Origin of the sequence: Microbispora sp. H10885, from assembly GCF_014161415.1 — a bacterium.
Lineage (GTDB): Bacteria > Actinomycetota > Actinomycetes > Streptosporangiales > Streptosporangiaceae > Microbispora > Microbispora triticiradicis.
Genome location: NZ_JABBWY010000008.1, coordinates 251,208 through 276,252 on the forward strand (window position 1 = coordinate 251,208; position 25,045 = coordinate 276,252).

Annotated in this window: 20 protein-coding genes and 1 pseudogene; 6 read left to right on the top strand and 15 right to left on the bottom strand. The window is 67.8% G+C overall.

Going from position 1 to position 25,045, the window contains the following annotated elements; translation table 11 throughout:
* Nucleotides 1-12 precede the first annotated feature (12 nt).
* From HHX37_RS22465 to HHX37_RS22480, 4 genes are read left to right on the top strand one after another with little or no spacing between them, the layout of a single operon-like run.
* On the top strand, nucleotides 13-3,879 hold the full coding sequence (locus HHX37_RS22465) for a BREX-2 system ATPase PglY (RefSeq protein ID WP_182886644.1): 3,867 nt from the start codon (nucleotides 13-15) through the stop codon (nucleotides 3,877-3,879).
* Entirely contained in the window at nucleotides 3,879-6,716 is a 2,838-nt protein-coding gene (gene pglZ, locus HHX37_RS22470) for a BREX-2 system phosphatase PglZ (protein ID WP_182886645.1), read from the top strand. Before HHX37_RS22465 ends, pglZ begins: the two co-directional genes overlap by 1 nt.
* Nucleotides 6,716-8,035 (top strand): BREX system ATP-binding protein BrxD, encoded by a 1,320-nt coding sequence (gene brxD / locus HHX37_RS22475; RefSeq protein WP_220503051.1) that lies wholly within the window; start codon nucleotides 6,716-6,718, stop codon nucleotides 8,033-8,035. The genes pglZ and brxD overlap by 1 nt, the downstream gene beginning before the upstream one ends.
* Nucleotides 8,035-10,161, top strand: coding sequence for a DEAD/DEAH box helicase (locus tag HHX37_RS22480; protein WP_182886646.1), 2,127 nt, complete (start codon nucleotides 8,035-8,037; stop codon nucleotides 10,159-10,161). The genes brxD and HHX37_RS22480 overlap by 1 nt, the downstream gene beginning before the upstream one ends.
* Before the next feature lie 245 nt (nucleotides 10,162-10,406).
* Here HHX37_RS22480 and HHX37_RS35815 read toward each other — a convergent pair whose 3' ends face one another.
* From HHX37_RS35815 to HHX37_RS22490, 4 genes and pseudogenes are all read right to left on the bottom strand, one after another.
* On the bottom strand, nucleotides 10,407-11,006 hold the full coding sequence (locus HHX37_RS35815; protein WP_310740490.1) for a transposase: 600 nt from the start codon (nucleotides 11,004-11,006) through the stop codon (nucleotides 10,407-10,409).
* A 36-nt stretch (nucleotides 11,007-11,042) separates the two neighbouring features.
* A pseudogene (locus tag HHX37_RS38265) lies at nucleotides 11,043-11,309 on the bottom strand (helix-turn-helix domain-containing protein); the annotation flags it as partial.
* 3 nt (nucleotides 11,310-11,312) lie between these two features.
* A complete protein-coding gene (locus tag HHX37_RS35825; RefSeq protein ID WP_220503053.1) occupies nucleotides 11,313-12,020 on the bottom strand; it encodes an ISL3 family transposase in 708 nt (235 codons plus the stop codon).
* Nucleotides 12,021-12,223: 203 nt separating this feature from the next.
* Nucleotides 12,224-12,826, bottom strand: coding sequence for an ATP-binding protein (locus HHX37_RS22490; protein ID WP_182886647.1), 603 nt, complete (start codon nucleotides 12,824-12,826; stop codon nucleotides 12,224-12,226).
* Between the two features lie 214 nt (nucleotides 12,827-13,040).
* On the opposite strand from HHX37_RS22490, the gene HHX37_RS22495 reads away from it, so the two are divergent.
* Nucleotides 13,041-14,426 carry a hypothetical protein gene (locus HHX37_RS22495; protein WP_182886648.1) on the top strand — a complete coding sequence of 462 codons (1,386 nt, stop codon included), beginning with the start codon at nucleotides 13,041-13,043 and terminating at the stop codon, nucleotides 14,424-14,426.
* Between the two features lie 69 nt (nucleotides 14,427-14,495).
* Nucleotides 14,496-15,383, top strand: a complete 888-nt coding sequence (locus HHX37_RS22500) for a phosphotransferase enzyme family protein (RefSeq protein ID WP_182886649.1) — start codon at nucleotides 14,496-14,498, stop codon at nucleotides 15,381-15,383.
* Between the two features lie 23 nt (nucleotides 15,384-15,406).
* Here the strand turns inward: HHX37_RS22500 and HHX37_RS22505 are convergent, their stop codons facing one another.
* The 11 genes from HHX37_RS22505 to HHX37_RS22555 are packed head-to-tail and all read right to left on the bottom strand — an operon-like array spanning nucleotide 15,407 to nucleotide 24,808.
* Nucleotides 15,407-18,133 carry a LysM peptidoglycan-binding domain-containing protein gene (locus HHX37_RS22505; RefSeq protein ID WP_182886650.1) on the bottom strand — a complete coding sequence of 909 codons (2,727 nt, stop codon included), beginning with the start codon at nucleotides 18,131-18,133 and terminating at the stop codon, nucleotides 15,407-15,409.
* A complete protein-coding gene (locus HHX37_RS22510; protein WP_182886651.1) occupies nucleotides 18,130-18,549 on the bottom strand; it encodes a pilus assembly protein TadG-related protein in 420 nt (139 codons plus the stop codon). Before HHX37_RS22510 ends, HHX37_RS22505 begins: the two co-directional genes overlap by 4 nt.
* Complete coding sequence (locus HHX37_RS22515; protein WP_182886652.1) at nucleotides 18,546-18,977, bottom strand: TadE/TadG family type IV pilus assembly protein; 432 nt, start codon at nucleotides 18,975-18,977, stop codon at nucleotides 18,546-18,548. The genes HHX37_RS22510 and HHX37_RS22515 overlap by 4 nt, the downstream gene beginning before the upstream one ends.
* Entirely contained in the window at nucleotides 18,974-19,348 is a 375-nt protein-coding gene (locus HHX37_RS22520) for a TadE/TadG family type IV pilus assembly protein (RefSeq protein ID WP_182886653.1), read from the bottom strand. Before HHX37_RS22520 ends, HHX37_RS22515 begins: the two co-directional genes overlap by 4 nt.
* Nucleotides 19,345-19,557: a hypothetical protein gene (locus HHX37_RS22525; protein WP_182886654.1), complete on the bottom strand. Its 213-nt coding sequence runs from the start codon at nucleotides 19,555-19,557 to the stop codon at nucleotides 19,345-19,347. The genes HHX37_RS22520 and HHX37_RS22525 overlap by 4 nt, the downstream gene beginning before the upstream one ends.
* A 21-nt stretch (nucleotides 19,558-19,578) precedes the next feature.
* The gene (locus HHX37_RS22530) at nucleotides 19,579-20,448 is read right to left on the bottom strand and encodes a type II secretion system F family protein (RefSeq protein WP_182886655.1); all 870 of its coding nucleotides are present in this window, start codon (nucleotides 20,446-20,448) and stop codon (nucleotides 19,579-19,581) included.
* Complete coding sequence (locus HHX37_RS22535) at nucleotides 20,445-21,278, bottom strand: type II secretion system F family protein (RefSeq protein WP_182886656.1); 834 nt, start codon at nucleotides 21,276-21,278, stop codon at nucleotides 20,445-20,447. The genes HHX37_RS22530 and HHX37_RS22535 overlap by 4 nt, the downstream gene beginning before the upstream one ends.
* Entirely contained in the window at nucleotides 21,275-22,588 is a 1,314-nt protein-coding gene (locus HHX37_RS22540) for a CpaF family protein (RefSeq protein ID WP_182886657.1), read from the bottom strand. The genes HHX37_RS22535 and HHX37_RS22540 overlap by 4 nt, the downstream gene beginning before the upstream one ends.
* Complete coding sequence (locus HHX37_RS22545; protein WP_182886658.1) at nucleotides 22,585-23,328, bottom strand: hypothetical protein; 744 nt, start codon at nucleotides 23,326-23,328, stop codon at nucleotides 22,585-22,587. Before HHX37_RS22545 ends, HHX37_RS22540 begins: the two co-directional genes overlap by 4 nt.
* A 6-nt stretch (nucleotides 23,329-23,334) precedes the next feature.
* Nucleotides 23,335-23,985 (bottom strand): SAF domain-containing protein, encoded by a 651-nt coding sequence (locus HHX37_RS22550; protein ID WP_182886659.1) that lies wholly within the window; start codon nucleotides 23,983-23,985, stop codon nucleotides 23,335-23,337.
* A gap of 4 nt (nucleotides 23,986-23,989) precedes the next feature.
* Entirely contained in the window at nucleotides 23,990-24,808 is an 819-nt protein-coding gene (locus tag HHX37_RS22555; RefSeq protein WP_182886660.1) for a hypothetical protein, read from the bottom strand.
* Between the last annotated feature and the right edge of the window lie 237 nt (nucleotides 24,809-25,045).

Sequence of the window (25,045 nt, forward strand, 5' to 3'; positions counted from 1 at the left end):
AGCGACCTACCCATGGCACAGCAGCCGTTACTCCGCGACGTCATCGACATCAAGGAGTCGATATCCACCTCCGACTTCGTGCTGCGTCTTGCCGAGGCGGTAACTCCCGAGGGTGCCGAGCACGCGCTCAAGGACTACGTGGTCACCGAGCGACTGCTGGAGAACTTCGACGAAGCACTCGGGCTGATCAAGTCGGCGCTCGACGGGCACACGTCGAAGGCGGCCTACCTGCATGGATCGTTCGGCTCGGGTAAGTCGCACTTCATGGCCGTGCTGTACGCGCTGCTCAGCGGCAACCGGACGGCGCGCGCCATGGGGGAATTCGACAAGGTGCTGACCAAGCACGAGTGGCTGGTCAGCGACGGCAAGAAGTTCCTGCTCGTGCCGTACCACATGCTCGGCGCGAAGGCCATGGAGCAAAGGGTGCTGGGCGGCTACGTCAGCCATATCAAGAAGCTGCACCCCGAGGCTCCGACGCCCCAGGTCTACCGGACCGACGCGCTGTTCACCGACATTCGCGCGATGCGCGCTCGGATGGGAGACACCGCGGTCATCAGCGGCCTCGGTGGCGACGACGGTGAGGACGACGAGTGGGGAGAGTCGTTCGCCTGGACACCCGAATTACTCGACCAGGCGCTCGCTGCGGAGGAGTCGCACGACGGCGGCGAGGCGCTGAACCTGGTGCACCCGACCACCCCGGCGGAGCTGCGGGCCAAGCTGGTGCAGGACGCGAGCACGAGCCTGCTGCCGGGGTTCGCGCAGAAGGCGGCCGAGGATGAGCACGGCTTCATCTCGCTTGATGCCGGTCTGTCCGTGATCGCTCAGCACGCCAAGTCCCTCGGCTACGACGGTCTGATCCTGTTCCTGGACGAGCTGATCCTCTGGCTGGCGACGCTCATCCATGACCAGAAGTTCGTGGCCCGCGAAGCCAGCAAAATTACTAACTTTGTGGAAGGCGGAGACGCCCGGCGCGCGATCCCCGTGGTGTCGTTCATTGCGCGCCAGCGGGACCTGCGGGAACTGGTCGGCGAAGAACTGGACGCCGGTGCCGCGGAGGCGTCGATCCAGGACACGCTGAACCTGGCCTCCGGACGCTTCGACAAGATCACCTTAGAAGACCGCAATCTTCCGCAGATTGCCCACGCTCGCCTGCTCAAGCCTAAGGAGGGTAAGGCGGCGCTGATCGACGAGGCTTTCGCGCAGACCAAGAAGGTCGGCCTGCAGGTGTGGGACACACTGCTGGGGTCCGAGCAGGGGACGACAGGGGCGGACGAGGAATCGTTCCGCCTGACCTACCCGTTCTCGCCCGCCTTCATGGACACCTTGGTCCATATCTCCTCGGCCCTGCAGCGCTCTCGCACCGGTCTGAAGCTGATGGGCCAGCTGCTCGCCGACCATCGCGACGACCTGCGACTGGGGCAGCTCATCCCGGTGGGCGAGCTGTACCCGGTTATCGCCGATGGCGGCGACAAGCCGTTCGTCGACAGCCTGAAGGTGGTCTTTGAGGCCGCCGACAAGCTGTACAAGACCAAGCTGCGGCCCTACCTGCTGACCTCCGCGGGCGTCACCGAGGACGAGGTCGAGCAATACCTGCACCGGCCCGAGACCATCACCGACCCGCAGCTCGCCCAGCGCTGCAAGGTGTTCGTCGGCGACAACCAGCTCGTGTGCACCCTGCTGCTGTCCGCGCTCGCTCCCAGCGTCCCCGCGCTCAGCGACCTGACAATCCGCCGCCTCGGCGCGCTCAACTACGGCTCGGTGACGGCGCCGATCCCGGGCAGCGAGGTCGGCATCATCAAGAACAAGGTGGCCGAATGGGCCGCTCGCTTCCCAGAGATCAAGGAGACTGGCGCCGGCGCCAACGCGGGGGTGCGGCTGGAGCTCGCGGGCATCGACGTCGACACGGTCATCGCCAACGCCGCCGTCAACAACAACCCCGGCAACCGGATCGCGCTCGCCAAGAAGCTACTCATCGAGGAACTGGGTGTCGACCACCCCGACGGCCGGCTCGGTGCCGACGAGCTGCGCTTCGTGTGGCGTGGTTCCAACCGCTCAGTTGAGGTGATCTTCGGGAACATCGCGGACGAGGACGAACTGCTTGACCATGATCTGCAGCCGCAGATCGATGGCCAGTGGCGGATCATCATCGACCTGCCTTTCGACGAGAACGACTACGGTCCGGTCGATGACGTCAACCGCCTGCGTGCCCTGGGCGAGCGGCAACGCGAACGCACCCGGACGGTCGCCTGGGTGCCGACGCACCTGTCCGCCCAACGGCTGGATGACTTCAAACGGCTCGTGATCATCGACAAGGCACTCTCGGATGACAACCGGTTCGCCACGCAGTACGCGGCACACCTTAGCCCGGACAACCGGGCCCGGGCGAAGGGGCTGCTGGAGAGCCAGAAGCTGGCGCTGCTCAAGCATGTGAAGGGGGCCTTCAAGCAGGCGTACGGTTTGGCCAAGCAGACGGAAGCCGATGTCGAAGTGGGCTTCGACGACCACCTTGTGTCGTTACGAGACGTTGGCGATCTGACCCTTTCGTTCGGGCAGTCGATGCATGAGGCCATCCGGGCGGTCGCCGGCAAGCTGCTGGCTGCCCAATTCCCGGAGCATCCGAATCTCGACCCGGACGGCAGCAGGGTCGCGGTGAAGTCGAGCGACGCCAAGACGGTCTTCACGCACGTACGGGCCGCTGCGGAGGCGCGGGACGGGCGTGTGGAAGTGCCGCTGAAGGACCGCAAGCTGATGGAGCGGGTTGCAGGGCCCCTCGGGCTCGGACAGCAGAAGGAGGCGTACTTCGAGCTGTCCCACCGCTGGGCTGACCATTTCCGGCGTATGGCGCAGACCGAGGGCATCACCGGGGATCTGAGCCTGATTCACCTGATCGACTGGATGGATAAGCCGGACAAGCGTGGCCTGGAGCCGTTCCTGGCCAACCTGATCGCCGCCTCCTTCGCCGAGATGGACGACCGGGTTTGGGTACGCGGTGGAGTTCCGCTCGACCCCGCTCCCGAACTGGCGCAGATCAAGCCAGGAGACGCGCTGCGCAGCCAGCCGCTGCCCAGCGAGCATGACTGGAACACCGCGCGGGAGCGATACGAGACTATCTTCGGTGACAAGGCACCGACGCTCCGGCGTGGCCGGATGGTGCACCAGTTCGCCCGGCAGATCCTCACTGCCGCGCGCCAATACCAGGAGACGGCGGCCAGGCTGGTTGAGCAGTTGGAGCACCACACCGCGTTCCTCGGCTTGGATGAAACAGACGAGAGCGGACGGCTCGTCATCGCCCGCCGCTCCCTCGAGTTGCTCAAGGCGCTTGTGGCTACCGGGCAGGCAGGCGCCGGGGCGTCCTCGGCGAAGAAGACCATCGAGACGCTGGCCCGTTTCGACCTCGACCCCGTGAGTCCGGACCGGTACGGCACGTCCATCAAGAAGGCCAATGCCGTTGCCCAGGCTCTGGTCGGGGCCGCATGGGACACACTGGACCTCGCGTCGGGGCAGGGCGCCGAGGGCCAAGCCCTGCTGGAGTCGCTGCGTGGGGTGGCCGGTGCTGACCAGCGAACGGCTGACCTGGTCGAAGCACTGGACCATACTCGTCGTGAGGTCACCGCGCTGATCAAGCGCAACCAGCAGGATCGGCAGCCCACGCCGCCTTCGCCCACCCCCACTCCGCCCTCTCCCGGACCCGGGAACGTGGACCTGACCACGGTCACCAGCGACCCGCGGGTGCCGGTGGACAACCCAGTGCGCCGGTCGAGTGGTCGGCGCAGGACGACAGCCGCCAGAGCCGCCGCTGACCTGCAGGCCGAACTGTCGGATCTCGCGGCCCAGCGGCCTGGAGCCACCATCGAGATCAGCTGGCAGGTCGTGGATTGATGAGCACCGCGGGCGCCACCCCGGGAACGGTACGGCTGAACACTACGACCGTCACCCAATACCTGACGTCGCAGTCGTCTCTGGCCTCCTCGTTGACGGGTGAGGGACGACGGCGTGTCGTCTTACTGCGCTCCACACCCCAGTGGGATGGCCCCGGCGAGATAGTCTGGGGCTCCGGTCAACGAGTTCAGGTCGCGACCGCTTCCTCTCCGCTGGCCGTACACGAACTGGTGCTCGCGCATCTGAAAACAGGTGACGACGCGCCCGCGGTTCTGGTCGTGCTAACCGATCGTGAACAACCCGAGCTGGATCCGGCGATCCTCGCCCGCGTGCACAAACAACGCATCGAGACCGTCGACAGCTGGAACGTCGTGCGCGAGGCGTTCGGGGCCGAGCAGATCGATCCCCGGCTGCGGGACATCAACTGGGCGGCCGAAGCGCTTCTTGACGCCACCCCGCCAGGGGGCTGGCCTCCGCTGGCTGGGGGCCTGCTGTCCCGACGGGCGGCGCTCGCCGAACTCACGCTCCGGCGGCTCCGGCTCGGACGCTACGACACTGACCATGACCAGGTACTCGGCGACAACCTGGACATCTATGCCCTGCTGTCATGGTCGATCAGTCCGGGGGGGCCGGAGCGGCTACTCGCCTTGCGAGGGCCGGAGCGCGAAGGGCTGGCGGCCTTCCTCGGAGAGGAGGACCAGGCGGGAGCAGCAGGGAAGACGCTCATGGCGCTGGTGGCGGCCGAGCACGGAGCCGATGCGGTGCCGTACGGGCTGGTATGTGCGGCCCTGTGGCAGCATGCCGAGGCCGACACGCAGACCTACCGGGCGAGGGGGCGGGTCGAACGGTGGCTTGGCGAACAGCCACCCGCAGTGGGCGAGGCCCTGGACGGGCTGGTGGCCGCGTTCGCGCGGGCCTGCGAGGAGTTCGTGATGGTGCTGCTGGGCGTGAGCCGTACCGACGCAGATGAGAAAACGGCGCGCGAAGCACGGCGGATCACCAGCATGGTGCTGGACCGGGCGGAGGCGCTTGCACGGCAGTTTGGCGCCGAAGCCGAAGCGGCGGCCAGCCCCGTGTTGGCCGCTGGGCTGAAAGCGCGCTTTGTCGCGGCGGGGCAAGCCCTGGCTACCGGAGAGCCGCAGGTGATCGCGAAGGCCGTTCGGGCGCTGGACGCCCACCAACTGGCCGTGGATCCGGACGCCCGAGTGCGGATCGAGCGTGCTCGAATGGGACAGCGGCTGGCCCAGTGGCTAGCGACCGATCCGGTTATCGAAGTCGAGACGGTCGCGGCGGCCGTTCAGCGACACGTTGCCGAAACGGGCTGGGTGGATCAGGCTCTAGAGCACATCGAGTCAGGAGGCGACCCTGAACCGGTGCTGAAGGCCGCCTACGACACGCTGGGCGCTCGTGCTCGCGAGCAGAGGAAAAAGATCGACCGGTCGTTCGCCACGACACTGGCCGGGTGGACCGCGGCGGGCACCGACCCCGGCTCCATGTTGACGGTCGAGACATTTTTGAGCCGGGTGGTCCGCCCACTGGTGGCACCCAAGGCGGCGCGCCGGGTGCTGCTTCTGGTCTTGGACGGCATGAGCGCCGCGATCGCCGCCGAACTCGGCGAGGAATTGCGCAGGCAGTGGGCTGAATACGACCCGGTGTCCAATGCGGAGGGTCAGCCGCGACGCCGTGCCATGGCTGCGGCGCTGCCCACGTTGACCGCTGTGTCGCGCACATCGTTGTTCGCGGGCAAGCTCACGAAGGGGAACCAGACCGACGAGAAACGAATGTTCCCCGCTCACCGGTTCTGGGGTGGGGCTCCGGCCGCAGTTTTTCACAAGGACGACCTGCGTGGCGAAACGGTCGGCGATTCGTTCGGACCTGAACTGACCGCTGCTCTCACCGATCAGCACACCCATGTCGCGGTCGTGCTGAACACCATTGACGACCGGCTCGCCAAGGAACAGAAGCTGGGCGACGGAGCCTGGCGGCTCGATCAGATCGGCAAGCTGCGAGAACTGCTGCGGATCGGCGCAGAGCAGGGAATGACGGTGATCATCACCAGCGACCACGGACATGTCGTGGACCGCCACGGGATGAAGATCGACGGCGAGGGCTTTGGCTCCGCCCGCCATCGGACGCCCGGGGGGCCGCTGGCGGAGACTGAGATCGCGCTGTCTGGTCCACGGGTGGTGTGGCCGGAACCCGGTGGCGAGATCGTGGCGCTGTGGGACGCAGATTCTCGGTACACCGCGCAGAAGGCCGGCTACCACGGTGGTGCCTCGCTCGCTGAGTTCGCCATTCCAGTCCTGGCATTCCTGCCGTTCGGTGCCGAGCCTCCGAAAGGGTGGCGCGAACTCGGCGACCAGCGCCCAAAGTGGTGGTCGCTCCAGGCCGAACCGCTACGGCCGGTGGCCACAGAACCCAAGAAGCCGGCTAAATCGTCCAAGCGGGTGAAGTCGCAACCGGCCGCAAGCGAAGCGCTGTTCGAGATGGACCTGACCCGGCAGGCCGCCCCTCCGGTGCAGTCGGCCGGTGATGCCCTCGTTGACGCGCTGCTCGCCTCGGTGATCTTCAAGGAGCAGGTTAACCTGCTGGCACGCAAGCCCCCCATGGACAAAGTCGAAACGGCCATGCGTGCTCTGCTCGACACCGGCACGCTTCCCGTTACCGCGCTCGCGCAGCGGATCGGTTACCCAGCCGCCCGCGCCGACGGCTTCGCCGCGGTGCTGCGCCAGCTCCTGAACTACGACGGCGTACAAGTTTTGGAGACCCTGCCCGACGGGAGGACGCTACGGCTGAACACCGGCCTGCTCCGGGATCAGTTCGAGCTGGGACACTGATGGGCGTGGGTAATGTTCGGTCGTCACAGGTCAGCGCGACGCGACGGCGTGCGGTGATCGACGCGCTGCGGCGCGGAGCTGTACCCGAGAGCGGTCTTGACCTGCTCGCCACCGGCCTGGATCGCTTCGAGACGGCGCTCGACGCAGAGTTGGAGGCCGTCGCCTCCGGGGCATCAGTGTTCAAGGCTGTTCGGGGAGAGTACGGCTCGGGCAAGACATTTTTTACGCGCTGGCTGGGGGAACGTGCCAAGCGGCGGAACTTCGCCGTCTCGGAGATCCAGATCTCCGAGACCGAGACCCCGCTGCACAAGCTGGAGACCGTCTACCGGAGGCTGACCGAGCGGCTCACCACCGCCAGCTTCCCGCCGAGCGCGCTGCGGCCGGTGGTGGACGCGTGGTTCTACGCACTGGAAGAGGACGCCCTGGCTGCTGGAGCCAGCGAGGAGGAGCTCCCCTCCGAGGTGGAGAAGCTGCTGGTCGCCCGGTTGGCTGAGGTGTCTCGACACGCACCGTCCTTCGCCACGGCATTGCGTGGCTATCGGAACGCGTTGGTGGGCGGGGACGAGGCGACCGCTGCCGCTGTGCTGGCCTGGCTCGGTGGACAGCCGCACGTGGCCGCCGCCGCTCGCCGGGCAGCTGGGGTACGCGGAGACCTTGATCACTTCGGGGCGCTCGGATTCCTGCAAGGGCTGCTGACCGTGTTGCGCGACACCGGCCATCCCGGGCTCTTCGTCGTGCTGGACGAGGTCGAGACCCTGCAGCGGGTGCGTTCCGACGCCCGTGACAAGGCGCTTAACGCGCTGCGTCAGCTCATCGACGAAGTGCACTCCGGCCGTTTCCCCGGCCTGTATCTCGTGATCACTGGAACCCCGGTGTTCTTCGACTCCCAGCATGGCGTGCAGCGTCTCGCCCCGCTGGCTCAGCGTCTCGCGACCGACTTCACGACGGATCCGCGCTTCGACAACCCGCGTGCGGTCCAGCTCCGGCTCCCCGGATTCACGCTTGAGTCGCTGGTCGACCTCGGGGCGACCATTCGCGATCTGTATGCCATCGGATCTTCTGAGCGGGTCAAAATTCTCGCTGACGACGCGTACATCGCCGACTTGGCGCGAGCGGTTGGCGGGGCGCTCGGCGGCAAGGTCGGAGTGGCGCCCCGATTGTTCCTGAAGAAGCTCGTTGGCGACGTACTCGACCGAATCGACCAGTTCGAGGACTTCGACCCGCGCCAGCACTATCGGCTGACCGTGACCAGTGGCGAGCTCACCGACGTCGAACGAAACCTCGCCGCCTCTGCCGACGACATCGACCTGGACCTGTGATGGCGGACCCGCTGGATCGGCTCGATCCAGTTGTGTTGCATCACATCGTCAACACTCTCGGCTGGCCGGACCTGCGTGAACTGCAGCGGGCGGCGATCGAACCACTGATGGACGGTGACGACGCGGTGCTGCTCGCCCCCACCGCTGGGGGCAAGACGGAAGCGGCGTGCTTTCCGATGCTGTCCGCGATGACCCGGAAGCGTTGGACCGGGGTTTCGGCGCTGTACCTGTGCCCGCTGAAGGCGCTCCTCAACAATCTGGCTCCACGAGTTGACTCCTACGCCCAGTGGGTTGGGCGGCGGGCCGCGCTCTGGCATGGCGACGTTCGTGAATCGCAGCGGCGCCGGATCCGTCTTGATCCACCGGATATTCTGCTCACCACCCCGGAGTCGCTGGAGGCGATGCTGATCGGGGTGAAAACTGATCACTCGCACCTGCTGGGACAGGTACGGGCGGTGATCGTGGACGAGGTACATGCCTTCGCCGGCGACGACCGCGGGTGGCACCTGCTGGCCGTACTGGAACGGCTGGAGCGGGTGACCGGGCAACCTATCCAGCGGATCGGGCTGTCGGCGACCGTCGGCAATCCGGAACACCTGCTCAGCTGGCTGCAGGGGGCCCGGGCGGGCAAGCGGAACGGTCGGGTGGTCGCCCCGAACCCGACGCCACCGGCTGAGGCATCACGCCCAGCCGGCGAAGTCGAACTGGACTACGTGGGCTCGCTCGGCAACGCCGCGAAACTGATCGCGACACTGCATCGAGGCGAGAAACGGCTGGTGTTCTGCGACTCGCGCCGGCAGGTGGAACAACTGGGGGCCGCGCTGCGCGCCCGTGAGGTAACGGTCTTTCTATCGCACGCCTCTCTATCAGCGGAGGAACGGGCTCGATCGGAGCGGGCATTCGCCGAGGCCCGTGACTGCGTCATCGTGTCCACTTCCACCCTCGAACTCGGCATCGATGTCGGAGACCTGGACCGAGTGATCCAGATCGACTCTCCGAGCACGGTCGCGTCGTTCCTCCAGCGGATCGGGCGAACCGGGCGGCGGGCGGACAGCGTGCGTAACTGCTTGTTCCTCGCGACGCGGAAGGACACTCTGCTCCAGGCCGCCGGTCTGTTGCTGCTGTGGGGGCGCGGCTGGGTGGAACCGGTGATTCCGCCGCCGGAACCGCGTCACCTGGTCGCGCAACAACTGTTGGCGGTTACGCTCCAGCAGCTAAAGATCGGTGATCAGGTGTGGGCCGAGGAGTGGAACGGGCTGGCACCCTTCGACCGCTCTGCTGCCCCTATTCTGCGCCACCTGGTCAGCGAGGGGTACCTCAACGAAGACAGCGGGCTTCTGTTCATTGGGCCCGAGGCCGAGCGACGCTTCGGGCGACGGCATTTCATTGAGCTGACCGCATCGTTCACCGCGCCGCCGCAGTTCACCGTCCTGGCGGGCCGACAAGAGATCGGGCAGACCGACACTTCGGTGCTGACCGAGCACCGGGAAGGGCCGCGCCTCCTGCTCCTGGGTGGCCGGAGTTGGCGAGTGAACTTCATCGACTGGATCCGCAAGAGGGTCTTCGTCGAACCGGCCGACAGCGGCGGCATCGCCAAGTGGACCAGCGGAGGGATCTCTGGCCTGTCGTTTGAGCTCACCCGTGCTATGCGCGATGTGCTGCTCGGCGATGACCCACCGGTGTCACTTACCCGCCGGGCACAGGGCTGTCTTGCCGAATGGCGAGAGGATGAGGCACCGAGCATCGTGCATCCTGGCGGGACGCTTGTAACTCGCGCAGGCGATGACGTTCGATGGTGGACCTGGGCCGGCTACCGAGCCAATGCGACGTTGGCAGCCACGCTGCCCTCGGTCGCCGATCCTGTGCAGCGACCGACCGACTTCTATGTACGGCTGCGCGAAGACTTGACGTTCGCCTCTTGGCACGAGGCTCGTGAAAGTGCGGGTAACGGCGAACTCCTGGTGTTGCCAGACGTCGATCGACGAGCCGTCAGCGGTCTGAAGTTCGCCGCTGTTCTGCCGGAACGGCTGGCGGTAGCGACGGTCGCAGCCCGACTCGCCGACTTCGACGGGGCACGTGCCGCCTTGGCCGAACCAGCTCGCCTCCAGCTCGGGGACGTCCACTGACCACCGGAATCAAACGTCCTCACCGGAGCAGATGCCCTCCGCCTGCTGAAGGGGAGGTCGGCGCGGAATGGCTTATTCCGCCAACGCTCGAGGCCAGGAGCTGGCCGACTAACTGATCGGCGAGAAACAGCAGCAGGAACGGCTCACCAGCACCCGAATAGCTCGCGTTCTGGCGACCCAGGGAGCTGAGGGACGGCGGCGCTCCAATACTGGATCAGGCACACTTTCCGTGAAGTGGACCCTGGTCAGTCGGCCAGCAGGAGGCGTTTGCGCAGGAGATCGGGATTGGCCCGGCCGTACATCTGCCGCTTGAGCATTTTGGTCCGGTTGACGTGCCCTTCGACGGGTCCGGAGTTGTAGGGCAGGGTGAGGCCGGCGGTGACGGCGTCTTGGTCGCGGCGTACCCCGGTGACGAAGGAGTGCAGGTCAGGCAGGTCGTCGTGGAGTACCGCGTTGATCCATGCCTCCAGGTCCCGGCCGCGGCGGTTCATCATCATTTCGGCGAACTCACGCACGTGAACCCGGAGCGCTGCCAGCTGGGGAGACAAGGCGGTGAGTGTGTCGAACTGGCGTTGCTCGCCGGGTTCGAGGCGGGCGGGGTTGCGCAGGAACCAGCCGGTGGCTTGGCGGACCGTGGGCGGTCGGAGCGAAGCCGGGGTGGGTGGCAGGCCCCTTCGCCAGGGGCGGACGTATTGGCGGACGGCGGTGCTGCTGCCGCGGTAACCGACATTCCGCAGTTCACGGCAGAGGAGTTCGGCGTTGGTGCATCCTTGCGCCCACCGTTTGCGCAGGTAGCCGTCATAAGTGTCCAATGCCTTGGGGCGTTGGCCGGTGCCGATGTGCACGAGCAAGTCTTCGGGGCTGCCGGCGCGGGCGAAACGCCGGACGGTGTTGCGGCCGAGGTTCAGCCGCCGGGCGATCTCCCGGATGCCGTGGCCTTGCTTCAGCAGAGCGTGAACGACGGCATGCCGTTCCCGGGTGCGGACGGCGATCCGATCGTCCCGGTCGGCGGGCGACCGCGGTGGGGTGGGCGCCTGCGCAGGCGGAGCAGGTGCGGGCTGAGCGGTGAACGTGGGGATCAGGGACGGCAGGTGATGGCGGTGCCGGGTAAGAGTGCGTTCGACGGCCTCGCCGAGGTTCCTCCACAGGTGTCAGCGATCTGCCACCTGGATCGCCTGCGGTGCGCCGCGGGCCACGCCCTCGGCATAGGCGCTGGCCCGGTCCCGGCACACGATCTCGACGCCGGGGTGAGCCTGTAACCAGGCCGCGAGGGTCTCGGCCGTCCGGTCGGGCAGCACGTCGACCACCCTGCTGGTGGAGACGTCGATCAGGATGGTGCCGTAGGAGTGGCCCCGCCGGTAGGCGAAGTCGTCCACGCCGAGCACCCGCGGGCCCGCCAGGAGGGGCGGCTCGGGCAGGCCGCGGATCAATCTGACCAGCGTCGTCCGGCTCACTGAGGTGGCCAGGCGCTGGGTAAGCCGGGCCCCGGCGCGACCGCCCAGCGCCAGCGCAATCGCCGCCAACACCTTGCCCGCCGGGATGCTGCGGCGGCCGTATCGCACCGTCAGGCCAGGAATCTGTTCAACGAACGTCGCCCTCACGCAGGTGGTATTACGGCAGAAGAATCGGTGTACCCGCAGGTGGATGAGCAGTTCCTGACCGCCGACTGCGGTGTCGGACAACCGCCGCTCATAGTGACTGTGCCTGCGCCGCGACCGAACCCCGCAGTCCGGGCACGCCGCCTCCACGGTGCCGGTTCTGGCCCGGATCCGCACCGTCGTTCCTGCACGGAACACCTGGTCAATGCACACACGAGCCAGGTGGGGGAACAACGCCGCGACCATCCCACTGATCAACACGCCGCAGATCGTCGCCGCTGGGAGTCGAGCTACTGGCTAGAACGCCTGAACCGTGATCAGCTCAGCCCGGGTCCGATCACGGAAAGTGTGCCTGATCCCACATTCGAGCGACGTTGACACTGAGCCCCGCGCACGGTTGGAGCCGCGTGGCCGGAGTCGGGGGTACGTCCCGGGGGTGGACGATTCTCCGGCCACGCGGCGGTCTATGCGCCGCTCTGCTCCAGGGCGGCGATTCGGCGTGCGAGATCGTGTGCAGACGAAGCGGAGATCAGAAGCGGCTTGGCCATCCGGGGCATGGCCCACCATTGACGTGTCTGGTTGCCGAACCAGCAGACCCAGGCACCGAACTTCGTTCCCAGCTCGACGAGGGCTCGGGCGGGCTCGGCCTCCGGTGACGTCCGGGTGACGGACTGCTGCTCTGGCCAGCGGAACTCGGCCCACACGGTCCGGCCTCGCGCGTCCCCGTCGACACCCATCTGCTCGCTGAGCGCCGCCACGATCGCGAGGCCGCGGCCGCCCTCAAGGAGGTTCTCGGTCTCGGCAATGCGGATGGCCGGCTGCGTCGCGGCTCCTGCGTCCGCCACGGCGATGCGCAGTGCGTTGGTGCTGCGCTGCACGTGGACAACGAAGGTGCCGCCGTTTCCGGAGCGGGTGTGCATGATGGCGTTCGAGGCCAGCTCGGCCACGCAGGTGATGACGGCGTCGCGGTCCGGGCAGTCGGCCAGCAGGCCGCCGACATACCGGCGTACCTCCTGGAGTTGGCGCGCCTCGCCGCGAAAGGCGCGCTGGCACCAGCCAGGGGTCATTGCTGTCTCCTCGGAATGAAGGGCCAACCGCGGTCCCGCTCGGTGGCCGAGGCCCAAGGAAATCTCATCCGCAGCCTCCTGACCAGGAATTTCGCGTCCGCTGCAAGTTCAGGGAGTTCGGCGCGTTCATTGGTGAACATGGCAGTGATGGGGCGATTGCAGCCTGTTATCCTGCGGGCCCCGTTGTCCTCCTCCTGACGAAGGGAAGGACGAAATGATCGGACTCGCGCGCCTATACGCGGAGGCCAGCTTCGGAAAGCACGAAAGCTTCGCCGCGGCGGTCAACGCCCATCCGCTCGCCCGGGAGTCGGGGGTGAGCGTGAGCCGGGTGAGCATCGGGCGCTACCTGTCCGGGACGACCGTGCCAGACCTGGCGGTGGGCCGCGTCATCGTGGCCGTGCTCGCCGCTCGCCTGGGTCGGCCGCTCACGCTGAACGACGTGTGGCCAGTGGCCTTCGCCCCGGCGGTCTCCGATCTCGCCCTGCGGTACGAGCGGTCTCTTCCTGTCACCGTTGAATGCGTCGCCGAGCTGCTGGCATGCGAGGTGGACCATGCACGCGCTCGGGCCTTGGCGGCGTTGGACTTCGCCCCTCCAGCTGTTTCCGAGGCCATCACCGGCTGGCGGTACGGTCTGGTCGACTCGGTGACCGGCAGGCAGACGGAAAGCCGGGATGTGACTCACCGCCAGGTTGCCCAGATTCGTGAGACGTGCGCATGGTTCTCCGGGCTCGACCACGCCCGAGGAGGCGGGCTGGTACGCAGCGCGGTGACAACCTACCTGCACGATCACGTGGCCCCTCTGCTGCGCGGCAGCTACACCGATGCCGTGGGCTGCAGCCTGTTCGCCGTAGCGGCCGAGATGCTGCAACTGGCCGGATGGATGGCCTACGACCTCGAACGGCACGGCCTGGCCCAGCGCTACTACATCCAGGCGTTGCGCCTGGCAAAGGCGTCCGGCGTGGAGTCGCGGGGCTTCGACGCGTTCGTGCTGGTACGACTCAGCCAGCAGGCGCTCAACCGCGACCATGCCGACGAGGCCCTCTACCTCGCGCGTGCCGCCCATGACGACGTCGCTCTGTCCGCCACGACGCCGGCCGTACGCGCACTCGCCTACGCCGCAGAGGCTCGGGCGTGCGCTCGGCTGTACGAGAGAGGCGACGCTCACGCGGCCACGGCCTGCCGCCAGGCCCTCCTCGCCGCCGAACGTGAACTCGACGCCGGCGAACCCGGCGGTGAGCCTGCCTGGATCGGCTACTTTGACCCGCCCGAACTCGCGGCGGAGGTAGCGCACTCGCTGGTCGTGATCGGCGACACCACCGCCGCGCTGCCCCACCTCGACGCAGCGCTCACTGGCAAGAGCACCGACCGCGCCCGCGACAGGCTGTTCTGCCAGCTCAACCTGGCTGCAGCCCATCTCAAGACCGGCGACCTCGACGCCGCCTTGGCCGTCGCGGAGCAGGCCCTTCCCACCGCTGGAACCATCGCCTCCACCCGGGTCCGCAGCCGGTTTCGGAGCTTCCGCCGATCGCTACCGGCCAAGGAGCCTCGCGTTGTCGCGTTCAATGAACGCGTGCATGATGAATTGGCCGGAGTTGCGTAGAGCTCCGGGGACCAGACGACGAAATGCCGTCTGGTGAGCCGGACAACACGGGGAGCGCCAACTCTCACGATGAGTACGCAGCCGGTCGACGCTCCCTACAGGACTGCCCTGGTAGACGCCTGTCGACAGGCCGGGCTCGATTGTGATGGTGCTCGGCTGCTGCGCGTTCACGCCAACGCGATCTACCACTTGCCCCGGGAGAACGCCGTCGCGCGCGTCCGCAACGCCTCGGCGCTGGAACGCATGCGCATCGCCGTCCAGACCGCTGCCTGGCTCGCCGAGAAGGGCTTTCCCACGCTAAGGCCGCTCGACGTGACCCAGCCCGTGATCGTCGGCACCCACTTGGCGACCTTCTGGGAGTACCTGCCGCCCCTCGACGGACGGTCGGCCGACGTCACTCACCTCGCCGGCCTGCTGCGCGTGCTGCACCGTTATCCGCTGCCTCCGTTGCCGCTTCCCTCCATTCGCCCTGTGGGGAGCACCGCGGCCGAGGCGAGGGCGTCCACCGTCCTGTCTGAGAGCGAGCGGGACTGGCTGGTCGCGCGTTGCGTGGAGTTGGAGGAGGGCTTCGCGCGGCTCGCGGCCACGCTGCCATGGGGAATCGTGCACGGAGACGCCCACACCAACAACCTGCTCCCTCATCACGAAGGCGGCTGGGTGCTCATCGACTGGGACTCCGTCGGCGTCGGCCCGCCCGCATACGACTTCATGCCCATCTACCTGCGCCCCCGCCGCTTCGGCTACCCGCACTCCTTATGGCACGACTTCTGTACGGCCTACGGAACCGAACCAGTGGAGGACGGCGACCTGAACCTGCTGGCACAGATTCGCGAGGTTCGTAGCCTGAGCGCCTTCATCCGCGGCGCCGAACACAACCCCGCCGCCCGCGCTGAACTCTTCAACCGACTGTCCTCCCTCATGACAGGAGACAGCACGCGCAGGTGGAAGGCCCTCTGATCCGGCGCGACCGACAGCGAACCCTAAGCCCGTGGGGTCTGAAGCCTGACCGGCGGCTTCGGAGCGGTATTCATCCGGTCCAGAAGGGCTTGGGTTTCGGAGGAGCACGCCACCCCGAGGGCATCGAGGCGGGCCTTCAGATGGCGAGCGCGCATGCGGGCTTCGTCAGCGCGGCCGAGGTCGATCAGGAGCCGGATGGCCGACCTGGCTGCGCTCTCCATGTCCGGGTCGAGAGCGCACGCCTGGTCGTAAACCTCCAACGCGCGCTCGTTCCGCCCTGCGCGTTTGTGAAGCACTCCGAGCTGAAGGAGGGCCTTCACACTGGCCACGGTCAGCGGCCAGCGGTGGTCCTGATCGAGCCAGTCGTACTTGAGGCCCTGGCACAGGCGTCCCCGGCACAGGCTCGCTATCGCTTCCAGCGCGGCTGTCTTGGCCTCGTCGTCCGCGGCGGTACGCGTGTCGGCGAGCGCGCGGTGGAAGGCCCACAGGTCCACGTCGACGCGCTGCGCCTCGATGCGGTACGTCTTGCCGCTTCGTTCGACGAAGCTGGCTTCCTTCTCGCCCACGCCGGAGGCTCCGCGCAGCGCGGCGCGCAGGTCCTTGAGCGCGGCGTGGAAGCGGTACCCGGCCAGCGTTTCCTCCAGATCCGGCCAGAGATGCTCGCAGATCTCCTCGCGATCCAGGCCCTTGGGGTGGACGGCCAGCAGGACGAACAGCTCAAATGCTTTGGCGCGGCCGGAGATGTCCACCGGCGTGCCGTTCACCTCGATGACCGGTGCGCCGAGGATGGCGAACCGGACCGGTTGGAGTGCGGTGCTGGGTGGCGGGACCTCGAGTTCAGCCGGCTTCTCGTTTGGCTCGCCCGGCATGCCGTTCCCCACGGCGAGTGTGTGGAGCACTGTCGCCGCCGCATTGGCCGGCATGTGGAACAGCGTGACGTCGCGGAGTTCCTTCTCCAGGGTGCCGGTCGCCTCGGCTACTCGATGTTCCTGGTCGACCTCGCAGGTGGTTCCGGACGGCGATCGCCCTATCAGGACGGACCCGACGCCGAAGGTGGACCCCAAGCTCATGAGGGTGTCCAGGTACGCGTGGCCGTCCGCAGCGCAGGCGGTCAACAGCAGCGCGGGCAGCGGCTCGCCGGGCTCAGCCTCGCGGAGCTGGGGGATGTCGTCGGTGTCGTGGTCGCGGAGGATGCGGCGGCGGGCGACGAACTGTTCCTCCAGGTGGTCGACGGCTTCGTCCAAAGTGGCGATCAGCCGGAGGCCCGGCAGGTGGCCGGTCAGCGTGGTGATGGTCTCGCCGAACCACCGTACGGCGTCCTGGGAGGGGATGACGATCTCGGCGCGGTGCTGGTCGGCCTGAGTGAGGAGGCCGAGCACGATCGCTCGTACGCAGTCTTCGGCTCCCGGACCAGTCAACGCCAGGTTCAGTCCGGACAGCTCCAGGGAGACCGGATCCTCGCCGCGGATCCCGGCTTTGAGCATGAGCGGCGGGTCGATGGAGAACGCGGAGGTGACCAGTTCGAAGTCGTCCGGTGGTCCATCTTCTGATTCGGCGAAGCTGCGGCGGTGTGACTGTTCCAGCGCTCGTACGGCGGGCGCCTGCGGTTCGGGAGCAGGCACGCTGAGCGGCTCGTCGACGGCCGGGACGGGTAGGCGTCGCCGATGGCGGAGCCGGGCGGAGGCGAGCGCGACGGCCACGCCGGCGGCGAAGGAGATCGCCATAATCCCGCCTTCGGGCAGCACAACCACGCTGGAACAGACTGCCGATCTCCTTGGCTGCGGCGAGAAGTCCGCCGTGGGACGAGGTGAGACGTCATCGTGGTGAGCGGGCCGCGTTGCCGACGTAGTCGTGGGAAGAGGCGAAGGGGCTCGGTGGTGGGTCGGATCGGCCTTCCTGGCGTTCTGTTCGCGTTCGGGCAGGACGAGGTGCCATCCGGATTCCAGCACGTCAGGATCGGTCAGCCGGGCGCCGCCCGGCTGCGGCCGATCTCTGTTCAGCCTGAAGATCTCTTTGTATCGCCTGCCATCGCCGAGGTGCTGTTCGGCGATCTCCCACAGACTCTCGCCCGGCCTGACGGTATGGGTGCGTTGGGATGAGCGACGTTCCTTCCTGGCGGCGTCACCGGGCAGACGTAGGGTCCATCCGGGTCTCAGCCAGTCTCCTCGGGTGAAGGTCTGCCCGTCGTCCAAGGTGCGTCCCTGGTTCAGCGCGACGATCTCCCGGTAGCGCATCGGGTCTCCGAGTTGCTTGTCGGCAATCGACCAGAGCGTGTCTCTCGGCTGGACCACGTAGGTCGCGTACGGCTTGGCCGGCTCAGACGTCTTCGGCTCGGCCGCCGTCAAGTGATGCGAGGGCAAGGCCACTGGTGTGACTGCCGCCGCTGCCGCCGGGATGGTTCCGCGGGATGCGGCAACCGGAGCTGTGGTCGCCACGGTGATCGTGGTGATCAGGTAGGCCGCCAGTCGCTGGAACGGCATGCGTACCCTCCCGCGCTTGGCGCGGGCCGTTGCCACCAACTCGGCGATCACGGCCCCGGCGAACAGGGCCCAGCACGTCCATACGGTCGCGAGCAGGAGCGTCTTGATCACAACGGGTTCGGCGGGTGTGGCCAGGTCGTCGAGAGTGGGCAGGTCCACCGGCCAGAAGAAGGTCAGCAGGATGGCGGGGATTCCGGCGAGCAGCCCAGTAAGCACTGCGATCGCCGCTGCCTTGGCGAGGATGGGGTGACGCAGCCCGTACATCGTCATGATCGTCCTTGCTCGATGCCCTGGAACATGCGCGCTGAGGCGCTGGCTGTGGCGGTCACGCTGCCGATCCCGATCAGGGAGATCAGCATGGTCGGCCGGGACACCGTGACGGTCACCTGGACCGTGCGGTTGCCGGATAGAGAGGCGTTGCCCGAGTGCCCGCTGGAGGACAGGTAGGCCCGGGCGGCGGCCAACGCCTTGGAAGTGTCGATTTCGAATCGGCCGCTGGCGTAGGCGTGGTCGATGTCCACCTGTCCAGCTCCGGCGCGAGCGGCCTCCTCGGCCACGGCGTACGCCTCGCGGTATGCCTGAATCTTGGCTCCGCCGTCCACGACGAGTCCGGCGCAGATCAGCAGCGCCAGGCCGAGCACCGCAGTGAACGCGGTGACGGAGCCTCGCTCCTTGGTCCGGGTCACGGCTGTCCGCTCCTTGCGCGGTGCGGGTCGATCGGACTGCTGAAGCTGCTGGTCAGGCGCTTGGATCCGGGAACTCCGGGTACGGCGAGGTCGGCCAGGTCCACGTCACAAGCGACACGAGCGACCACGACAGCAGGCACCCCCAGCGGAGTGGAGAACCCTGTCGTATCGACGGTCACCGACGGCAAGCACGCCAGCCCTTCACGATCGAGCGCCGCCCGCGCACTGGACAGAGCGGCCGATCGTGCCGCGGCTGGATCGCGGGCGATGGAAGCCTGCCGGGCCGCGTCCCGCGCCGCGGCGTCGATGGCACCGTGGGCGAGCGTGACGCGGCCCAGTCCGACCACCATCAGCAGCACAGCAACCAGAGCGGGCGCGATGATCGCCGTCTCCAAGGCCATCGAGCCGCGCTCACGCAGGTCCGTCATTCGGATGTCCACTTCTCCACCGGGGCCCGGGCGACCTGCTCGACATCGAGGGGCAACAGTGGAATCAGGCTGATCGCCTGGCCGCTGACCGCCACGCTGAGGCTGTCCGCGGTGCGCTCGACGCTGACCTTCGCGGAGGTGAGGAACGACCCGCCGACCTGCCGTATGAAGCGTTCGGCTGTCGCTTGCCCAGCGGAAAGACTGGAGCCGTACGCGCGCCCGGCTCGCAGTCCTTCCTGAGCCGCCGCCAACGCGAGGTTCCGGGCGTGAAACCACAGCGCGGCGTTGATTGCGAGCAGGACCAGCAGGAGGAGCGCGGGATAGACCAGCGCGGCCTCCAGCGTCGCCGATCCTCGCTCACGCCCGTTCATTTGATCTTGGCGAGCTGTTCGTTGACGACGGACGTGATCTTCGCGCCTACGGCGATGGCCAACAGGAACACCACGGCTGCGATGATCACCCATTCAACCGTCGAACCACCGTGTTCAGGGTTCGCGCCGCGCCGCTGCGCGTACCGGTTGACAACCAGCGACATCCGCTCCAGCTGCACGGCCAGCGCGAGCATGGCTCTGTAGATCATCGGTGGGTACCTCCGAAAGGGTCAGCCGCCGGTCATTCGCGCGAAGGCGGGATAGCCGAGCAGCAGCAGGAACCCGAGGACCGACAGGGCCATCGGGACGGTCATGGTCTCGGTACGGGACTTGGCCTTGGACACCTCGGCCGACAGTTCGACCTCGCGCAGGGACTGGGCCTTGGCCATGAGGGTGTCGAGGATGCCGGCGCCGTGAGTTCCGGCGAGCCGGGCGATGGCGGCCAGGTCGGCGAGCTCGGGAACGCGGATCTCCTCGGACAGCCGGGTGAGCTCATCCCATGCGCTCGCGGTGGCCCGCCGTGTGGGGTCCAGCGCAAGGCACAACCGCTGGAAGGTCCACCCTCCGCCGACCCTGGCGGCCGACTCCAGCGCCTCGGCCGGCCCCGATCCTGCCGCGCGAGCGAGCGCCACCAGATCCAGGTACGCCACGATGGCCTGCCGGAATGCCGCCCGCGCCTCAGCGGCCTGGCCGCGTATCGAGGCGTCGGGGGCGAAGAACGCCGCGACGGCGAAGGCCAGGCATGCTCCCCAGGAGACCGGCCAGGGAAGGGCGACGCCGAGCAGTGCGCACCACGCCCAGAAGACGACCGGACCGGCCGCCCCGAGTCCGATCACCGCGCCCTTCTGGGTGAGGTAGTCATCGGCCGTCTTGCCGAGCACTGCCAAATCCGCCTGCGGGAGCCGCGCGGCGATTACCGTTCCGGACAGTCTTCGCGCCATGCGCGACCGCCAGTCCCCGTCCGGCTCGCTGCGGCTCCCACCCGGCCTGAGCCGTTCCATCGCCGGTGCGAGCGCGGGCGGAGCGGGGAAGACCGCCACGATGGCGAGGGCTCCGCCGAGGCCGATCAATGCGCCGCAGGTCAGAACCAGCGCTATCACGATGGATCACCTGCCGGGTTGAGGAAGCGATGTCCCTTCGGCGCTCTGGTCAGGCGGTGCAGCCACATGAAGGCACCCGCGTACAACGCGATCACGACGCCGAGAATGAGCTGGCCGCCGACCGTTCCGAATGGGGCAACATAGGCCTGGTTGACCAGCGCGAAGGCGGTGTATCCGAGCAGCGCGCCGATGACCCATCGGGCGGTCGTGCGATGGGTGGCGCGCTCGGCGTCGATCTCGCGCCGTGCGGCCACGTCCTTGGCCACCGTACGGGCAAGGCCCTGGAGCACCTCTCGCAGTCCCTTGCCGCGGGCGCGGCAGGCCAGGATCAGCGCTGCGGCGATCACATCCCCGGTCGGGTCGTTCAGGTCATCGGCGAACGCCCGCAAGGCCTGCTCGGTCGGGGTGCGATAGGCGAGCCGCCGTGCCAGCGCCCGCACCTCGGCGGCGATCGCCGGCGGCGGGTTGTCCGCGCTGGACTGCAACGCCTCCTCGATGCCCGCGCTGCCGCCCAGCACGTCGGCCAGATGACGGGTCCACGTCTGAAGCGCCTCCAGGCGCTCGATCCGCCGCCCGCTGCCGCTGGCGCTTAGCATCCGCGGCAGCGTCACAGCGCCCGCGGCGGCCCCAAGGGCGGCGACCGGCCACCCCGTCAGCCACCATGTCAGCACGAGAACTCCCGCAACCACGGTCGTAGGAATGGCCGGTATCCGTGGCAGGCGCCGTACCGGGTGCGGAGGCCGTACCGGGGCTCGGCGCATTCCCACGATGGCGAGCAGAGGTCCCGCGACGAGCGCCGCGCCGGCCAGCGCGGCGAGCCAGCCGGTCATGCGTACCCTCGATCCCAGCCCCGAGGCGCGAACAGGTCCGGATCGAACCCCGCCGCCACCAGTTCCTCCATGCATTGCGGGATCGTGTTCGGTACGGCACGGCCGTCCGGCCCCGGGACGTAGACGTGGTTGACCGCCGGTTCGAGTCCCTCTCCCGGCGGGAGCACCTCGTTCACCGCGGCGACGTAGCGGCGGTTGACCAAGCCGTCGATGTCGTGACGGAGTTCGTGTCGCAGGTGGACGACGAAGTCCACGGCCATGCCGATCGTGCGGAAAAGCGTGTCCGGCGCGATGGAAAGGCCACCGGAGCCGGCGAGGATCAGCATCCGGGCGAACACCTGGTTGGCCGAGTCGGCGTGCATGGTGCAGATGGAGCCAGAGCCGCCGGTGTTCATCGCCTCCAGCATCGGCACCAGCTCGTCGCCGCGGACCTCGCCAACGATGATCCGGCGTGCGTTGAACCGAAGCGCGTCCTCGATGAGCTGGCGCATCGTGATCGCGCCCAAGCCTTCGGTGTTGCCCTCCCGGGCCTCCATCGCGAGCACATCTCGGTGCCGGTCGGCCTGCAGGTGGAGGAAGAGCTCGTACTCCTTCTCCACCGTGGCGATCCGCTCGTCCGGGTCGATCTCGGCGGCCAGCGCCCGGGCGAAGGTGGTCTTGCCGTCACCCATCCCACCCGTGATCACGATGTCCTTGTGGGCACGTACGGCGGCGGCGAGAAACGCGCGAAGCCCCTTGTCCACGGTGCCGTTCACCAACAGGTCGTCCAGATCGGCCTCGAGCAGGCCGTGTCTACGGATGGACAGGCACGGCCGTGGCGTGACTCCCATCAGCGCGGCGATGCGGGTCCGGTGACCGACGGACAGATGAAGACGCGGCCGGGCGATCGAGAAATCCCGGGCGGTCTGTCCCTGGTAGGCGGCCCACCGGCGGACGTTGCTCACCAGCTCCTCATCACTGTCGGCAATCGGTGGTCCGAGCGCCTTACGGCCGTCCCGGTAGGTGATCCACACCTGGTCACAGCCGTTGACGTCGATGTTCTCCACCTCGGGGTCGTCGACGAACGGCTGCAGACGCCCCAGCGCGAAGATCTCGTTGTAGACCGCTTCCGCGAGTCGGCGCTCCTCCTGCAGCGTCGGCGCATCCCTGCCGGCCAGCGCTCTGCTGTCCACGTGCTCGCGGACCAGGTCGGTGATGACTGCTCTCGCGTACTCGCGTACGGCCTCGTCCCCGGTGACCGCTGCGGCATCAAGCGCTTGCGTGACCGTGGGCAGGACCTCGCGCACCGCCTGCTGAACGTCGAAGCTCACGAGACTGTCACCCCGGTACGTGCCGGTTCCTCACAGAGGTGATCGGCCAGCGAACGAGCGGCCCGAATCAGTGGAGAACGGGGGACGTATCGCTCGTTGCCGATGCCATGCGACAACACCGTGGCGGCCCGCGGATCGTGGGGAAGGTGGTCGACCACCTCCACGCCGAGCGTCTTCGCCACCTCCTTGCGGCCGTACGGCCCGGCCCCGACGAGCAGAGCCCGCGCAGCGGACCGACGACCGCGCAGGGCTCGAATATCAGTGAGGCGGGGAGCCAGCGCGGACAGGTCCACCAGCGTGGGACGAGCGACCACGAGCACCTGGTCCGCGTCGACGAGCAGCGGGGTAGGCGTGTCCGAGCCGCCGACGCGTCCGACGTCGGCGATCACATCCCCGGGCGTCGCGGTGAAGGTCTTGGTGATGTCCACCCAGAGTTGCCGGACCGAGGCCACCTGAGCAGGGTCGGCGAGGCCTGGCAGGATCCGGCGGGATACGGTCCCGGCCAGATGCAAGAGCTGCTCGCGAAGTGTGGCGCCGGGGTCGGCGCCGCGGCGGAGTTGGACCGCCCACTCGCCCAGGCCGCGTTCCTGCGGTTGGCCGACCAGATATCCGGACAGGACGCTGCCACCAGCAGGATCGCACTCGGCGAACAGAACCTCACGCGGCCAGGCCAGCGTGAGAGCCAGTCCGGTCGTCGTGACGCCCGGACTGTGGCCGCCCGAGCACAAGACGGTCAGCATCTATGTTCACCTCGCCCGCGACTGGAGGATGAGCGCGATCTTCCCGTCCGCAGCCTGACGGGCCAGCGCACTGCCCTCGCTGGCCGGGACGACGAGGTCGATCACGATGAGTCCGTCAGCGTCGGGCTCGCCGACGCGGTCGACCCGAGCCTGGTGATCGGCCGGGGCGCCCTGCCCGTTCGAGATGGCGGGCGCCACGGCGGCGGCCACGACGCGATCACCGGGCTGGATTCCCCTGGCAGGCAGTTGGCTGGGCTTGAGCGCCACCGGCACGACGACCTGTCCCGGTGCCGGAACGAGCGTCCCGGTCAGGTGCGTGGGTGCCAGCAGGCTGCCGGCCTTCAGGTCCACAGCGGCGCGTCTGCCGATGACCGCGCTCTTGTCGGTAGCCTCCACGGCCCGTACTCCCGAGTCCAGGCCGAGCGCGACCGTCCGAAGGTCCTGTGCTTGCAACTGCTGGCCGAGGGGAACGTCGCGTGCCATGACGAGGACCGGCGTCCGGTGCCCGGCACTGCCGTACACCTGCCAGGCGATCAGCGCGCCGAGAGCGGTCAGCGCGATGCTCACCACGAGCATCACCGGGCTGCGCCTGCTCGGTAGCGGGCGCACGTGTGTGGCCCGGCTCGCTTCCCTGCTCGGCGTGGAGCGCTGGAGCATAGGGCTATCCCTTCGTGACGAGAGCCTGGGCTTCGATGACGCGGATCGGGAAGGTGACCGACTTCGTGATGGGCGGCAGAGTGCCGCCTGTGCCACCCGAGCCGCGCCAGGTGCCGCTCCAGGTCACTGACACGGTCACCCGATAGGCGCTTGCCGGATGCTGGTACGTGTGCGAACAGGTGGAGTTCTGCTGGTCGGCAGGCCGAGTGGTGTCGTACGCGGTTCCGGGCCCGTCGCAGGTGAGCGTCTGGCCGTCGCCGGTACTGATGGTCATCCGCTCGGGAGTGGCAGTGGCCGCGGCCCAGACCGTGCCGATGTGCAGTCTCTTGGACTTGGGCGCCCACTGCCCGTCGGCTAGGAAGAACCACTGCGGGAGCCCGACCAGCCCGTTCTGTTCGCGTGGCGGAGCGGTGAGCACCGTCGGCGGCGTGATCGGGATCAGTTTGTACGCTCGACGAGCGAGCTGCTCCGGGGTGACCTCATCGCGCCGCTTTTTCAGCCAGACGACGTCTCGGTAGCCATCGGAGCACTCGACCAGGTAATAGGCGCCCTTGCCGGTCGGCTCGCTGCTCAGGTTGCTGCCCGGATCGACGAACTCCAGACCACCGTTCTCCCGCCCATCAGCGAACCACGGCTGGTAAGAACATCTGACCTTCGATCCCTTGCCCGTCGGAGTCGCTGACCCGGGACGGGGCAGGCGCTTGGCCGAAATGATGTAGCCCGTGTAGTCACTCGACACGCCGACGCCATCTCCGTCCCCGTCTCCGAGTGGGGCAATGGCAAGTCCGGCGATCAGGACATAAGTCATGCCGTAGGCGAACAAGGCTCTTTCACCTGCTCTACCTTCGACACTCGCCAGGCGCCATCCGCGCTCTTCGCGAGGGTGGCGACAAGATGAATGCGACTCGTTCCATGCGTGAGGCGCTTTCCTGTCCGATCGTCTGCCTGACCGCCTTTCCGGGCATCTTGGCAGTCGTGGAGGGTGGCGCGATCTCTCTCGATCCGTACGTCGAACGGGTGATGTTCGGGATTTCCCCATGTCACCCGGTGAGTGGCGCGG